We start from the raw sequence: 14,162 nt of genomic DNA on the forward strand, positions 1-14,162 counted from the left end.
CGTTGACTCTCTTATCAACGTTGATCAGCGGCGTTGCCTATGGAGTCCCGCTCTTCCTCGTCGCCAGCGGCCTGACCCTCATCTATGGAGTGATCGGAGTCCTCAACTTCGCCCACGGTTCGTTCTTCGTTGTCGGTGCGTTGCTCGCAACCACGATTATCGGGTCCACGGTTCCGACCGTGCCCACCTTCATCATTGCCGTGCTTGCGGGAGCGGCCGTTGTGGCTGCACTGGGAATGCTGACGGAAACCACGGTGGTGCGCCATCTGTATCGGCGAGATCACATCACCATGCTGCTGGCCACCTTCGCAATCCTTTTGATTGTGGAGGGGGCGGCAGAGGGGATCTGGGGCAATTCGTCTCGAGCGATCAACAAGCCTGAAATTCTGTCCGGGAGCACCCAAATTCTCGGCACGACGGTCCCGCTCTACGACATCTTGCTGGTCATAGTCGGAGCGGTAGTTGCGATTGGGCTCTTCCTGCTCATCAACAAGAGCACCTTCGGTCGTTCTGTTCGGGCGATCGCTCAGGACCAGGTGATGGGCGAGGCTGTGGGACTCAACACCAAACGCGTCATGCTTCTCGTGTTCGGGCTAGGTTCGGCCTTGGCCGGTCTCGCCGGCGCGTTGATCGCTCCGAATGTCTCCGTTTCACCCAGCTTGGGGCATGCATTTATCCTGCAAAGTTTTGCCATTGTTATCATCGGCGGTCTCGGATCGGTAACCGGTTCCCTCGTGGCTGCACTTCTTGTGGGGGTCTCGGAGGCTTTCGCAGTCGCTTACGCGACGTACCTCACCGGATTCACCTTCTACATCCTCGTGGCCATCATCTTGCTGGTGCGACCCCGCGGACTACTCGGTAGCGCCAAACTAGGGAGGGCCTGATGAGTGTACCCGTGCGCAACCCTGCGCCTCCCAAGAGCACTGCTCCGCCGCTGGAAACGGGGTCCTCCCGTTCCCGGTTCGACCTTCGACCGATCTACGAGCCCCTCATCTTCTTGTCGGCAACGACCGTGGCATATTTCGTGATGCCACCAAACATGCAATACGTGCTGGGCATCGCTGTGATTTACGCATTGCTCGCAACAAGCCTGGGCGTGCTGTTTGGCTGGACCGGCATCTACACCTTCGGTCACGCGGCTTTCTTCGGGATTGGAGCCTATGCCACGGCGCTCTTGAAAGAACAGGCCTGGGGACCACTTGCCTTCCTCGGCATCTCCGCGGTGGTCGCAGTGATCGCAGCGATGCTGATCGGCCTGATCGGGCAGCGCCTCGCCAAAGTCGAATTCGCAATGCTTACAATGATCGTCGGCCAAATCGCCTACCTGCTCACGTTCCGGGTACCAGCCCTACAAGGCGACAATGGAATCTACGGCATCCCACGAGGCGACGTTTTCGGCATCGACATCACACCTCCCGCCTCGTTCTGGTGGTACTCGATCATCGTCGTCGCAATCGTCATGGGCGTACTTCGCCGCATCCACCTGTCAGCATTCGGTGAAAGCCTCAACGCCATCCGTGACGACGCGGTCAAGGCCGCAGCCATCGGAATTCCCGTGAAATCACTTCGGCTCGCGGCCTTTGGGCTCGCAGGCGGAGTGGCAGGACTAGCCGGTGGGCTGTTTGCACAGCAGGGATCCATCGTTACCCCCAGCACCCTGTCATTTGCCTTCAGCGGCCAGATCATCATCATGGCTCTGCTCGGCGGAATGATGGGTTTCTGGGGACCAGCGCTCGGTGCCATTCTCTTTCAATTCATTAACGCGCTGGTGTTTGGCAACTCTCCCCACGGAACCCTGGTGCTCGGCATCATCCTGCTCGCTGTTGTGATGCTGTTTCCCAGCGGCGTCCTTGGGGCCCTCGCGCGACTGCGCGATCTCCTAATGAGAACACGGAGTAAACGATGAACGTTCTCGAGCTGCGTAACGTCTATAAGAACTACGGCGGCCCCCCGGTCGTACAAGACGTATCACTGTCCATCGCCGTCGGTCAGACCGTCGCGATCATCGGACCCAACGGTGCCGGAAAGACCACGCTTTTCGGTGTGATGGCCGGAGAACACCGCGCAACCAAGGGGGCACTCTCCCTCTTCGGCAAGGACGCCACGCGAGCGGGAGCCCAAAAACTATCGCACCTCGGCGTCGCCCGCACCTTCCAAATCGCCCGATACTTTCTCGCCAAGACCGTAGAACAAAACCTGGTGATTGCCCGAGATGCTCATCAATCCAAATATCGGAATCCGCTATCACGCACACCTCGCTCAGACGCGGACATTCACGCGGCATTGGACGCGGTCGGCCTGTACAACCTGCGCAACCAGCCGTCAAGCACGCTCTCCCACGGTGATCGCAAGAGCCTTGAAATTGCCATGGCCCTGACACAAAATCCCGCCGTTCTCCTGCTCGACGAACCGACAGCCGGCATGGGGGCCGAAGATATCCCCCGCACCATTCGCCTGCTCAGAGGGCTCCGCGAGTCTCGCCCAGATCTGACGGTCATCATCACAGCCCACGACATGGAGGTGGTCTTCGCGCTGGCCGATCGCGTCGTGCTCATGGCCAACGGGCGCGTTGCTCTTGAAGGTAACCCATCGGCAGTTCGCGACGATCCGCTGACTCGTGAAATCTACTTAGGTAATTCCTACGAAGGGGGCCAATCATGACCGAGCTGGTCGTGACCTCACTGTCAGCGTCGTACGGACTCGCCGTGGCGTTAACAGACGTATCGATCACCCTTGGACAGGGTGAAACCGTCGGACTTCTCGGCAGAAATGGAGCTGGCAAGACAACGCTACTGAAAGCGATCATCAACAGCGCGGAGTTGAGTTCGACCGGCGAGGTGATGGCCGGCAGCACATCCATCCGCAAATCGCCAACCTATCAAGTTGCGCGTAAGGGTGTCGCGTGGGTCCCGGACAATCGCCGAATCTTCACAGCGCTCAGTGTGGCTGAAAACCTTGACCTGGCCCGGTCCAGACGGGCATCGAAAGACCAACTCGACCGTGTCCTGGCGAGTATCCCACTCGTCGAGACCCTGCTCAAGCGCCGAGGGTTTGAACTCAGCGGCGGTGAACAGCAGGCCGTCACCATCGCTCGAGCGCTAATGGGCGCCCCCGATTTTCTCCTGCTCGATGAACCCACCGAAGGGCTTGCCCCGCTCATCGTCGAACAGCTTCAAGCGTCGATCGCCCGGTTGCCTGAACTATTCAATCTGGGAATTCTCATCACTGAGCAGAACTTTCGCTTCGTGACCGAACTCGCCGACCGCGTCTACATACTGGAAACTGGCCAGGCAGTCTGGAACGGAACGTCGGATGAACTCATCGGCCGACCCGACCTCATCGACAGACACCTCTCGGTTGGAGAAAAGTTATGAGTACCCACATGAACGACACCGAAATCCGCATCTTCGAATCGGCCCGCGTCCTCTTCAACGAGTGGGGCTACACGTCGATGACCCTGCGACAGATTGCAAAAGACGTCGGAATCGAGGTGCAAAGCATCTACAACTACACATCATCGAAGCAGGCACTCGTTGAAAAGCTGGTGCGAACAGGAACTGCCGAGCTTCACAGTTCAGTAGTTGACGCGATCGCCTCGGCCGAACCCGCACCAACAGCACGGCTGCGAGCGGCAATGCAAGCACACGTTCTCCACTACCTAAGTTCGGCGAGCGTCGTTGTCTTCTTTCGAGACAGCCTCGTGCACTTCGACAGCGATACTCGCAGTTCCCTGCTGCTGCTGCTCAAAGAATACGAACAATTGTTCAAGGACATTCTTCGAGAAGGGATCGCCACCGGAGCGTTTCGTGAACTAGACGTCACCCCAACCACGTACGCGATCCTCGGCATGGGCGACTCCGTCACCAACTGGTGGCGCGCAGGCGGACGACTTGGCGCCCCCGAGCTGAGTGAGCTCTATGGCGAGCTCGCCGTGCAGATGGTCTCGTGCACCCCCGCCGATGCCGGACTAAGGGTGCCGCCGACGCCGACCCCAGCTTTGTATCCAGAATCTAAGGAGAACGACAGCGCATGAGCATTACACGATTTGACGAACCAGCCGCAGCGAAATTTCGAGAAGACGTCAGCTCGTGGGTTCACGAAGCCTTACCCACGAAATGGCGCACCGACCGAGCCTCTCTCACCCCTGATGAGGTGCAGCAAGCTCAACGAGAGTGGGACGAGGCTCTCCACGCTGGAGGATATGCCGGGCTTGCCTGGCCCGCCGAATACGGTGGACGTGGCTTCGGTCCCATTGAAGAGCTCATCTACTACGAAGAGTCCTCCAAGGCGAATGCCCCCGACGGATTTGGAAGGATCGGGCGGGTTCTCGCTGGCCCAACGATCATCGTTGCCGGAACCGAAGCACAAAAAGGCAAGTATCTACCGCGCATTCTCGACGCGAGCGAAATCTGGTGCCAGGGGTTTTCCGAACCGGGCGCAGGATCCGACCTGGCCGCCGTGCGCACCACTGCCCAAAAGGTTGCCGGCGGCTACGTAGTCAACGGCCAGAAGACCTGGACCAGTTTCGCCCAATACTCGAAGCGCTGTCTGATGCTCGCCAAGAGCTCGACCGAACTGCGACGCCACCACAACCTCAGCTTCCTCCTCCTTGATATGGAGCAGGAAGGCGTCGATGTGAGGCCAATCCGCCAAATCAGTGGAGAGGAAGAATTCAGTGAAGTCTTCTTCACCAATGTTTTTGTGGCCGATGAAGACCTCGTCGGCCCGGAACACGAGGGGTGGGGCGTCGCCATGACCGTGCTGAGCAATGAACGAGGCACAACGGAGGCCGCAACGCGACTCGTAGAAGCGACCGCTCAAATCGACTTGCTGAACCGCTGCTGCGCGCGCCACGAGGGACTCGACGGGCCGCGGCTCCGTGACCGGTGCGAGCTGCTGCGCTGGCAGATTCTCCGCGCAACTGAAGAGAAGGCGGCCGACCTCGACTGGTTCACTGCGGGCTCGATTCTCAAAGTCCAGTGGAGCGAACTCATCCAGGACTCGACACGATTGGGGGTGGACAGCGGGTGCCCGGAACACCGCGACTACTGGCGCCACCACTATCTCGCATCGAAGGCCATGTCGATCTATTCAGGGACCAACGAGATTCAGCGCAACATCATCACCGACCGAGTACTGAAAGTAGCAAGGTAACCATGTCGACAATCGTTCAAGAAATGGGCGCCATGGCCGCATCGAGCGTCCGCGAAATCCTCGACAGCGGGCAGGGATCACCCGCTGCACCCAACCCGCAGCTCTGGTCGATTCTTTCAGACGGTGGCTGGGGATCGATTTCCAGCGATCTTGAAAATGGCGTGGAACTGCGCGACATCCTCGAAGTCGCCCGAGTTTCGGGTCGATACCCGTACTCGACCCCGATTGTTTCAACCCTGTTGGCGGGCCGTTGGTTTGAACTCGACGACGATCAGCTTGAATCGGGCATCGTCCCCGCCGTACGCCGCGGCGCTCAAGTCGTCGCTCCTTACTATTCGGATGGTGTCGCCGTCGTGGACGGACTTGGCGGAATCATCGCCGCTTCGCCCAGCGCAGCCGAACCCTTTTCTCTGCTCTCTCCCCTGGCCGTGCTGCCGAGCAGCACGACGGTATTGTCCGAAGCACACCTTGGTGAACTCCGGGCTGCCTTCCTTGCCGTTGCAGTGGGATGCGCCGACGCCGTTATCGACGCATCCATCGCCTGGTCCACCACGAGAGAACAATTCGGACAACCGATCAAGGGATTCCAGGCCGTGCGGCACCACCTCGCAAACGCACACATCGCTCGCGAGCAGGCTTGGACTGCGGCCATCGCCGCGGCCCACGAACCGGCACGCTCCGCAGCCTGGGCACGCCAAGGATTCGCCCTCGCGCGAACCTCCATTGAACTCGGAATTCAGGTGCACGGTGGCGTGGGTTTCACCTGGGAAGTGGGACTTCATCACTACCTCAACCACATCATCGAACTGCAGTCAGTTCTCGGTGACGACCAGTGACGACACTCGAGGTTGATCGCCCTGGCCCAGGGGTCCTCCGATTCCGACTCAACGGAGTCGCCACCCTCAATGCCCTCGACGATGAGGTGAAGGGGCAACTGGTCGATGCCCTCCGCGCGGCGGCCTTGGATCGCACAACACGCGTCGTGCTCCTTACTGGCACAGGACGAGCCTTCTGCGCCGGCGGCGACGTGCGGGGGATGGGCACACGAAGCCCCACCGAGACAAACGATGTGCTCACCTTTGGTAGACAGATCACGGAGGCAATCGCACATCTCCAGAAGCCCGTGGTGGCCGCGGTAAACGGTCTCGCATCCGGAGCCGGATTCAACCTTGCGCTCGTCTCAGACATCATCCTGGCTGCACCGACTGCATGGTTCCAACAATCATTCGTACGAATGGGTCTCGCCCCCGATATGGGTGGGACATATCTGCTCGGTCAGGCCATTGGGCCGCATCGCGCCAAGGCAGCCCTTATGACTGGTCGCCGATTCTCGGCAGACGATGGCGTCGAACTCGGTTTCGTAGCCGAGGTGCTCAGCGGGAACTTCGACGACGAAGCCGTCGCCTACTGCAGCGTGTTGGCACGTAAGGCCCCGATTGCGCTCGGACTCACCAAGCTTCTCGCAAATCGGGCGCACGAAGGCACGCTGGCCGACGCCCTCGACCGAGAGTCGCTGGCACAAGCCCTGCTCTCGGCCACCACCGACCATAAACGCGCCGTGGATGCCTTTCTCAACAACGGCGACCTCGATGCACTCGAATTCAAAGGCGAATGACGTGACACAACTAGTGACAACTACAGTCGACGGACGCATCGCACACGTGACGCTCGATCGGCCAAAGAAACTGAACGCAATGAACGATCAGCTGCTGGAAGAATTTTCTGCCACGATCGCAACTCTCGGAGCAGACGATGCCGTGTCGGTGATCGTGGTCGCCGGCGCCGGCAACAACTTCAGTGTCGGCTTCGATGTTGATCCGGGAAACGGATACTCCGAAGCCGCAGCCGGGCTCAGTCCCTACGCCGACTGGGCATCACTGCGCCGCAACATCCAACGGTGGCTGGCAGTTTGGGATACTCCCAAACCCGTCATTTCAGCCATCGAGGGTTATTGCATGGGCGGAGCAACGATGCTCGCCGTGTGCACAGACATCACGGTTGTCAGTGAGGATGCGACGCTTGGCTGGCCTGCCATCCCGCTCGGAGGGGGGCTCTTGAGCCCAACCACAGCGTGGCTCATCGGCCCGAAGAAGGCCAAGGAGCTCTCGTTCATTGCCGGCAGCAGCCTGACAGGAAGCGAAGCCGCAGCCATGGGCTGGGCCAATCACGCAGTACCAGCCGGCACAGCTCTCGAAAAGGCCGACTCATTGGCCGCACAGATCGCGAAGATGCCCTTAGATCTGTTGCGCCTCAAAAAACTTGCACTGAATCGCTTTCTCGATCAGCAGGGATTTCGGGAATCAGTTCTGATGGGCGCTGAATGGGACGCAATCGCTCACACGTCTCCGGCAACCCATGTCATGACCGACAAGGTGAAAGAACTTGGCTTGAAAGGCGCCATCGGCTGGTTCAACCAGGACCCAGCATGAACAGGGCCATTCCGCTCTTTGACTGGGCATTCTCCCAAGGCGACAAGCCAGCCATCATCACCGACGACAATTCCTACACTTTCGCCGAACTCCGGGATGCCATATTGAGCGCCGCGGCCGCGCTCGCGGGCCAGATTTGTACTGGAACACGTGTCGGCCTTTACATCGACAGCACGCCCAATTTTGTCATCTACCAATACGCAACGTTCTATCTGGGCGGAGTAGTAGTTCCCCTCAATCGAGCCATGCACGAGAACGAAGTCATCGACTCGATCACACACCTCGGAATAGTGCTCCTGGTCAGCGACACCCCCATTGATTTGAGCGCCGCCTCGGCGAGCAGCTACGTCGTCGACGGAGAATTCCACAATCTCCACCTCAGTGCGAACGCCCCGGAGATGGTCACGCTGGACATTGATGACCCGGCATTGCTGCTACAGACCTCGGGATCAACCGGACGCCCCAAGGGCGTGCAACTCACCATCCGCAACCTCGTTGCCAACTATGACCCTACCTACCGCTGGATCGGCGTCGGAAACCACGACGTGATACTCCTGACCCTGCCCATTTTCAACACCTATGCCCTTAACCAAGGCGTCAACATGATGGCCATGACCGGAGCAACGGTACGCCTGCTGCGACGTTTCTCTCCGGAGAACATGCGCCGCGCATTCGCCGACTCACAGCCAACCTTCCTACCGCTAGTGCCGACAATGCTCACACGCCTCTACAAAGAGAGAGTGGTATATGACCGCCCGATCACGGTTGGGATCGGTGCTGCGGCCAGTCCCGCACAGATCGCCCTCGATGCCTGGGAAGTTTTCCCCCAGGCATTCGTATTCTTCGGTTACGGCCTGACCGAGGGCACGGCCATCGCATCTCAGAATCGGGTCGGCACCAAACACTCCAACAATGGAGACTTCCTCTCGGCGGGGCGGGTAGTACCAGGCGTTTCGGTAAAACTCGCACCTTCCGACGAACCCGACGGACGAGGCGAAATCCTCATCGGCGGTGATTCCGTGTTCTCGGCTTACGTTGGAACCACGGAGGAACGTCCTGTCGTGGACGGATGGCTACACACCGGTGACATCGGAGCCTTCGACGGAGAACGCCTGAGAATCGTCGATCGCAAACGCGAACTGATCATTCGCGGCGGGCAGAACATCTATCCGGGAGAAATCGAGCGACTTCTGTCGTCTCACGAAGCCGTCCTGGAAGTCGCCGTGGTCGGAGCCCCCGAGCCCGACCTCGGCGAAGTCCCGGTGGCATTCGTTGTGCTGCGCAATGGCCACGCACCCCACCCCGCCGAGCTCATCGAGTGGATGCGTCCCCAAGCGGCAGCCTTCAAAATTCCAGCCGCACTGCACATCGTCGACGTGATGCCCAAAACACCCACCGGCAAGATTCGCAAGCTCGACCTTCGCGCAATAATCGCAGCCGGAAAAGACAAGTAGCATGCGGCAGTTGACCGGAGTGTCCGAAATCAAAGCCGCCCTTGGAGAGGAATTGGGTCTGGGGTCATGGCACGACATTCACCAATTGGAAATCGACGCCTTCGCGGCCGTCACCCACGACCACCAATGGATCCACGTTGACGAGAAAGAAGCTGCTGCCGGACCTTACGGCAGCACCATCGCGCATGGATATCTGACCCTGTCGCTGATTCCCCTGTTGGTCAGCGATGCGTACGTGTTCTCCGGATTCACGATGAAGGTGAACTACGGACTCGAGCGCGTGCGGTTCCCCGCGCCGATCCGAGTGGGATGTCGCATTCGGGCGCGCGCTGCACTCACCTCCGTGGAGGTCACGCCCGGGGGACTGCGCGCCATCGTGCGGAACACCGTCGAGGTTGAAGGCTTCTCGACGCCGGGCTGTGTTGCCGACACAGTGTCCCTACTCATAAGTTGAGCCGCGAATCTGTTTAGACCAGCCACACGCACGGTCACAAATGAAAGGAACCACGGATGCCACTTCTCGATGGTCGAACGGCAGTAATCACAGGAGCAGCGCAAGGCCTCGGATATGCGATCGCACAGGCTTTCCTCGCCGAGGGGGCCAACGTCGTGCTCGGCGACATCGACGGGGCCGCAGCTGCCACCGCCGCCGCGCGACTCAGCGCTGATTCCCGAACACTGGGGGTGGAATGCGACGTCGTATCCGAAGTGCACGTGGACAGGCTCCTTGCCGCGGCGAAGTCAGCTTTCGGAAGCGTCGATATCATGGTGAACAATGCGGGCATCACCCGTGACCTGACCATGCGCAAGATGCGCCTCGACGATTTTTCTCTCGTGATCGATGTGCACTTGAAAGGAACGTGGCTCGGCACGCGAGCGGCAGCATCCGTCATGCGCGAGCAGGGAACCGGCGGTTCGATCATCAACATGTCGTCGATCTCGGGAAAAGTCGGAAACCCCGGTCAAACGAACTACAGCGCGGCGAAAGCCGGGATAATCGGCCTGACCAAGGCTGCCGCGAAAGAAATCGGTTTCGCCGGAGTACGCGTGAACGCCCTGCAGCCCGGCATTATCGAGACATTAATGACGCAGAAGCTCTCCGAAGAGGTGAGGAGCGCGCGCCTGGCCGACGTCCCGTTGGGCCGATTCGGTACCCCTGAGGAAGTTGCGCAGGTCGCTGTGTTCCTCGCCAGCGACATGTCGAGTTACCTTACTGGGATCTCGATCGAAATCGCTGGCGGGCGCAACATCTGATGGAAATCATACGGCCTGGCTCCGCGGCGGACGTGAATCTGCGTGACATGGTTCGAGTCGACCGAGCGGACGGGGAAAGTCGATTCGTCGGAAATCTTGTCTCCGGGCCTTTCGGCCGAATCTTCGGCGGCCAACTTATCGGTCAGGCCGTAACAGCAGCGACGGCAACGACAGCGTCCTATTCCGGGCGGCAGGCTCACTCGATACACGCCTATTTTCTTCGCAAGGGTGATGCCGCCATCCCGGTTACTTATGCGGTCGACAGCGTCAGGGACGGTCGCTCGTTCTCAGTGCGATCGGTTCGCGCATTTCAGCATGATCGACTGCTCCTAACCGCGACCATGTCGTTCCACGACGCCCGCGACGGACTTACCCATCAGGCAGATCGGGCCGGCGATTACCCGGACCCGGACTCCCTGCCACCGGATAATCGACTTCTCGATGTGCCGACCAACTCTCAGAATCCAGGGCACCGGTCGGCCGTGGAACTCCGCAGGATCCCCGCCAAGTTATACCCGCCGGCAGCGGGCAGTCCGCCCGGGCAAGCCGTCTGGATTCGATCGCGAACGCCCGCGGGGGCGCATTGTCGTGCTCTGGAATCGGCAGTCCTCGCACTGTCCACCGATTTCACCGTCTTAGAGTCCATCGTCTACGGGCACGGGCTGACCTTCGCGACGCCCGGCTTGTCCATCGCGAGTCTCGATCACGCCGTGTGGTGGCACGCTCCTGGGAACATGGACGACTGGCTACTCTACATCCAGTCAAGTCCGTGGGCGGGCGGCGAGCGCGGCCTGGTAACAGGGAAGATCTATGACCGCGGCGGAAGACTGCTGGCATCCGTCGCACAGGAAGGCCTAATTCGCCTCAGCACGATGCAGGCAACAAAATGAATGCGGTCATCACCGAACGCCGGGGCAGCGTGCTCATCGTGACCCTCAATCGGCCCCAGGTCCTGAACGCTGTCAACCCGGAGGTGGCTCGAGAACTGGGCGAAGCGCTTCAGCGTCTTGATGAAACGCCTGAATTGCGAGTGGGCATCATCACGGGGGCCGGGCGCGCATTCTGCGCAGGGCTTGACATGAAGGCGGTCGTCGCAGGGGAATCTATTTCGGCCACGCGCCACCCCGAATGGGGATTCGCGGGTCTGACTTCGCGGACGGTGACGAAGCCGCTGATCGCGGCCGTCAACGGCGATGCTGTCGGGGGAGGACTTGAGATCGCGCTAGCCTGCGACGTCATCCTCGCCTCCAATATGGCTCGGTTCGGTCTGCCCGAGGTTTCGCGGGGGCTTTTGGCGGCTGGCGGTGGAGTCTACCGATTGGCCCAGCAACTCCCGGAAAAGGTTGCGATGGAGTTGCTCCTGACCGGCCGCCTGGCCGACGCCAGCGAGATGCACGGACGAGGACTCGTACATGCGGTCGTCGCACCAGGCGATGTGCTGCCAGCTGCACTCGCAATGGCCGAGCGGATAGCCAGCAACGCCCCGCTCGCTGTGCAGGCCACCAAGCGCCTGGCGAGATCGGCGCGGGTACTCGAACCGACTCACGCCAATGCCGTTGCTCTCGCCGATGAAGAAGCAGCCACCATTTTTGAGACTGTGGATGCACGGGAGGGAATAGCTGCATTTGTCGAAGGTAGGCCTCCTGTCTTCTGGGGGAGCTGACGGGTGGTGGTTCTCGTGCCGGGCGTCATCAACGAGTTGGTCCGCTCAGCGCCCAGCGTCTAGTCTCGGGGGACCGCGACGTAATCGCGATCGAGCTATGACGACGAAACCAGATGAGTGCTGAAGTGACGAAGTTCGACCATAACGGAGAGCGATACGCCCGCGACGCAGAAGTCATGGCGATCGTGATCGAGGTGATGTCTGAGCGTGGTTACGCCGGAACCTCGATGCAAGAGATCGCCGCGCGTTTGGGAATTCTCAAGGGCAGCCTCTATCACTACTTCAGCTCCAAAGAAGAGCTCCTCATGCGTATCCTGAACGAATCGCACGAGCAGGTCCTGGCCATCGACCAGCGCATTTCAGAGCAAGGGTTGTCGCCTCTGGAAGAGTTGCTTGAGTATCTGCGCGAATCCAGCCTGTGGTACCTCGCCAATGTGGAACGAGCAAATATATTCTTCACCGATCGACGCCATCTAACGGGCGAGCGACTCGAGCGGGCTAACCAATTGGGTCGGGCCTTTGAAATTCACATCCAGAATCTGATTAAGAAGGGACAGGACCAGGGCCAGATACGCGACGATCAGGACGTGCGCCTAATCTCACGTTTTGTGATGGGCACGGTGAACAACGTTCGCTTCTGGCCCAATCGTTCATCACCAGTCCCAGATGCCGTGAAAATATCCGAGACCCTCGTGGCCTTGACCCGGAGCGCGATTAGCGCCTGATCTGGGGGCTTCGCCCGACACTGAGGAGCGGCTGCTCAGATGGGCATTTGACGCATGTTCGCTTTGAAAGCGGAAGCGTGGACTCCACGCTTCCGGAGCAGCGTCAGGGCGAGGATTTGAAAAGAATCTTCGGCTAGGCCGCCATCCTGTCGGTACGCTCGCTGTGGTGCTGGTCTAGCACAGGATCTACTCAGATGCACGAGAGGTGGCTCTCCCCGAGCATTGCAGTATGCACGCGGCGCAGTACTAATTGCCCACCTCGTCGCCGACACGAGTCATGGATCGTGCGCACACCCGAACTCTCATTTGATCGCCCCCTAATGGTTTGGATCAATTCGTGCATTTGTGCATTTGTGCATTCGGTACTTCAGGACTTCAGGACTTCAGGACGGCATTGCAGGGGTCACGACAAGCCTCATGGGGGAATGAACGAAGGAGCCATTCGCTAGCTGAAATGTGGGTCATGAGTCGGGGCGTGCTCTGCCCAGCACCCTTGACGACATTCATGCAATCTTCTACGATTTTGCTCATGCTCAATTTAGGAATGGTGCTCGGCGGTCTCGGGCCGTGTCCTGGAGACTTGATACGCGCACGTTTATTCAACGTTTATTGCCTCGAAAGAGTCCGAAGCGGGTCCAGATGTTTCGAGGGAACGGAGGTGGCTAGATCAAAGAAGTCCTCGTCAGGTCGAGATTATTCGAGGTGTTGACGCGTCCTCAGTAGGGTTGAAAAAGAGTTCGGCGCAAGCCGTCGGTCCTGGGTTCAAGTCCCAGTCGCCCTACAAATAAATATTGCTTGATCAGGGGTTTTCTTCCTCAAAAATCGCCGAGATTTGATGATTTTTGGGTATGTTTTGGAGTCAATTCTTTGGGGAATCCAAAGAAGTGCCGCCTGACCAGCACGTCTTCGGGTCTTCTGTAGGGACGGATTTGATGTTTTTGGTTCGTTTATGGGTTCAAGTCTCAGTTCGTTGAAAATACTGGACTTGATCAAGTTTTTTCCTCCAATTTAGGGGAGCGTGGTTCACTGCCGATGACGTTTATCCACCGTCTATTCATAAAAGTGGTCCATTTCGGCCTTTTCTTGCGTGACTGCAAAATCGCGTTCGGTTGGTCTGGGTCCACCTCGAGCAGCTTCGGGTCGTTGAGACTTGAAAGGTTCTCCGTTCACTCGTGAGCTCACCAGGCATCGGTTGAACCTGGAACGAACGTTGTGGTTCCAGAAGGACCAGAGTGGAGGCTTGCCTTCACTTGAGCGGTGAACTGCAGGGGTAATGCTGACGGGATTCTCGCAGGAATCGCGGGGGAGAGGACGATTGCAGGCGTGCTGGAACCTCAGGTGTGTTTTGTCAACTTGAAGCCGGCCATTTGAGCGATTAAAAACCTGCCAGTGCGGCGTGGTTTCCGGCCAGTTGAGCACGGTGGTCAGAATGGCCGGTTTTCGGCGTCGTTCCAGCATTCTCGGCCAGCGCGGCCGTCGGCTG

At 59.2% G+C, this 14,162-nt stretch carries 15 protein-coding genes; all 15 read left to right on the top strand.

The annotated features are described in order from the left end of the window. The first annotated feature begins 2 nt into the window (after positions 1-2). The 15 genes from BJ997_RS07705 to BJ997_RS07775 all read left to right on the top strand — a co-directional run bounded on the left by BJ997_RS07705 (position 3) and on the right by BJ997_RS07775 (position 12,679). On the top strand, positions 3-884 hold the full coding sequence (locus BJ997_RS07705; RefSeq protein WP_052542272.1) for a branched-chain amino acid ABC transporter permease: 882 nt from the start codon (positions 3-5) through the stop codon (positions 882-884). Beyond that, positions 884-1,906, top strand: a complete 1,023-nt coding sequence (locus BJ997_RS07710; RefSeq protein WP_035836809.1) for a branched-chain amino acid ABC transporter permease — start codon at positions 884-886, stop codon at positions 1,904-1,906. Before BJ997_RS07705 ends, BJ997_RS07710 begins: the two co-directional genes overlap by 1 nt. Then, on the top strand, positions 1,903-2,661 hold the full coding sequence (locus BJ997_RS07715; protein ID WP_035836808.1) for an ABC transporter ATP-binding protein: 759 nt from the start codon (positions 1,903-1,905) through the stop codon (positions 2,659-2,661). Before BJ997_RS07710 ends, BJ997_RS07715 begins: the two co-directional genes overlap by 4 nt. After that, positions 2,658-3,374: an ABC transporter ATP-binding protein gene (locus BJ997_RS07720; protein WP_035836807.1), complete on the top strand. Its 717-nt coding sequence runs from the start codon at positions 2,658-2,660 to the stop codon at positions 3,372-3,374. The genes BJ997_RS07715 and BJ997_RS07720 overlap by 4 nt, the downstream gene beginning before the upstream one ends. Positions 3,375-3,382: 8 nt before the next feature. After that, a complete protein-coding gene (locus BJ997_RS07725; RefSeq protein WP_160175878.1) occupies positions 3,383-4,033 on the top strand; it encodes a TetR/AcrR family transcriptional regulator in 651 nt (216 codons plus the stop codon). Continuing rightward, on the top strand, positions 4,030-5,154 hold the full coding sequence (locus BJ997_RS07730; RefSeq protein WP_035836805.1) for an acyl-CoA dehydrogenase family protein: 1,125 nt from the start codon (positions 4,030-4,032) through the stop codon (positions 5,152-5,154). Before BJ997_RS07725 ends, BJ997_RS07730 begins: the two co-directional genes overlap by 4 nt. A 2-nt stretch (positions 5,155-5,156) precedes the next feature. Beyond that, positions 5,157-5,990 carry an acyl-CoA dehydrogenase family protein gene (locus BJ997_RS07735; protein ID WP_035836804.1) on the top strand — a complete coding sequence of 278 codons (834 nt, stop codon included), beginning with the start codon at positions 5,157-5,159 and terminating at the stop codon, positions 5,988-5,990. Then, positions 5,987-6,769 carry an enoyl-CoA hydratase/isomerase family protein gene (locus BJ997_RS07740; RefSeq protein ID WP_052542271.1) on the top strand — a complete coding sequence of 261 codons (783 nt, stop codon included), beginning with the start codon at positions 5,987-5,989 and terminating at the stop codon, positions 6,767-6,769. Before BJ997_RS07735 ends, BJ997_RS07740 begins: the two co-directional genes overlap by 4 nt. Beyond that, on the top strand, positions 6,744-7,583 hold the full coding sequence (locus BJ997_RS07745; RefSeq protein WP_052542270.1) for an enoyl-CoA hydratase-related protein: 840 nt from the start codon (positions 6,744-6,746) through the stop codon (positions 7,581-7,583). The genes BJ997_RS07740 and BJ997_RS07745 overlap by 26 nt, the downstream gene beginning before the upstream one ends. Beyond that, positions 7,580-9,037 (top strand): class I adenylate-forming enzyme family protein, encoded by a 1,458-nt coding sequence (locus tag BJ997_RS07750; RefSeq protein ID WP_035836802.1) that lies wholly within the window; start codon positions 7,580-7,582, stop codon positions 9,035-9,037. The genes BJ997_RS07745 and BJ997_RS07750 overlap by 4 nt, the downstream gene beginning before the upstream one ends. Before the next feature lies 1 nt (position 9,038). Continuing rightward, positions 9,039-9,491, top strand: coding sequence for a MaoC family dehydratase (locus tag BJ997_RS07755; protein ID WP_035836801.1), 453 nt, complete (start codon positions 9,039-9,041; stop codon positions 9,489-9,491). A 56-nt stretch (positions 9,492-9,547) separates the two neighbouring features. Next, entirely contained in the window at positions 9,548-10,291 is a 744-nt protein-coding gene (gene fabG / locus BJ997_RS07760; protein WP_035836800.1) for a 3-oxoacyl-ACP reductase FabG, read from the top strand. A 47-nt stretch (positions 10,292-10,338) separates the two neighbouring features. Beyond that, a complete protein-coding gene (locus tag BJ997_RS07765; RefSeq protein ID WP_160175877.1) occupies positions 10,339-11,181 on the top strand; it encodes an acyl-CoA thioesterase in 843 nt (280 codons plus the stop codon). After that, a complete protein-coding gene (locus tag BJ997_RS07770) occupies positions 11,178-11,954 on the top strand; it encodes a crotonase/enoyl-CoA hydratase family protein (protein WP_035836799.1) in 777 nt (258 codons plus the stop codon). The genes BJ997_RS07765 and BJ997_RS07770 overlap by 4 nt, the downstream gene beginning before the upstream one ends. Before the next feature lie 125 nt (positions 11,955-12,079). Then, positions 12,080-12,679 carry a TetR/AcrR family transcriptional regulator gene (locus BJ997_RS07775; protein ID WP_160175876.1) on the top strand — a complete coding sequence of 200 codons (600 nt, stop codon included), beginning with the start codon at positions 12,080-12,082 and terminating at the stop codon, positions 12,677-12,679. The last annotated feature ends 1,483 nt before the right edge of the window (positions 12,680-14,162 follow it).

It is taken from the genome of Cryobacterium roopkundense (assembly GCF_014200405.1).
Classification (GTDB): domain Bacteria; phylum Actinomycetota; class Actinomycetes; order Actinomycetales; family Microbacteriaceae; genus Cryobacterium; species Cryobacterium roopkundense.